Origin of the sequence: Ochrobactrum sp. SFR4 (assembly GCF_019730395.1) — a bacterium.
Classification (GTDB): Bacteria; Pseudomonadota; Alphaproteobacteria; order Rhizobiales; family Rhizobiaceae; genus Pseudochrobactrum.
In genome coordinates this window covers 1-465 of record NZ_JAAPBB010000192.1, presented here as the reverse complement: position 1 = coordinate 465, position 465 = coordinate 1, and the positions used below count along the sequence as shown (strand labels likewise).

The following is a 465-nucleotide window of genomic DNA, read 5'->3' as shown; positions in this document are numbered from 1 at the left end:
ATGTCGTATTTTATGTTCTAAGCCAAAGGTCAGGCTTCATTGCCTTCCAGACGCATTTTGACCATCAGCCAGTCCTCCCATGCAAAACGCTTTTGCGCCGGTGTGCGCAACAGATAATCCGGATGCAGGCTTGGCATAATTGCGACGGCCTGCGCACCGGCAGTTGTCAGACTATGCCAGTTGCCGCGCAATTTATAGATCGGCTCGCGGGAGCCTGTCAGCGCCTTTGCCGCAGGGTCGCCGAGCGCAACAATTACTTTTGGCGCAACCAGCTCAATCTGGCGGTCAAGAAACGGACGGCAGAGGTCGAGCTCCAGCGGCGTTGCAGGGCGGTTGCCCGGCGGACGCCATGGCAGAGTATTGGCCAGATAGACTTGTTCGCGCTTCAGATTAATGGCGGCGAGAATGCGCTCCAGCATATGACCGGCAGGACCTGAGAAGGGGATGCCCTCAAGATCATCGTCG

The 465-nt window shown here is 57.0% G+C and carries 1 protein-coding gene; it reads right to left on the bottom strand.

The window, feature by feature from the left end; genetic code table 11:
* Nucleotides 1–29 precede the first annotated feature (29 nt).
* Nucleotides 30–465 (bottom strand): uracil-DNA glycosylase (locus HBA93_RS18555; RefSeq protein ID WP_221724283.1); only part of this gene is annotated, 436 nt, incomplete at its 5' end.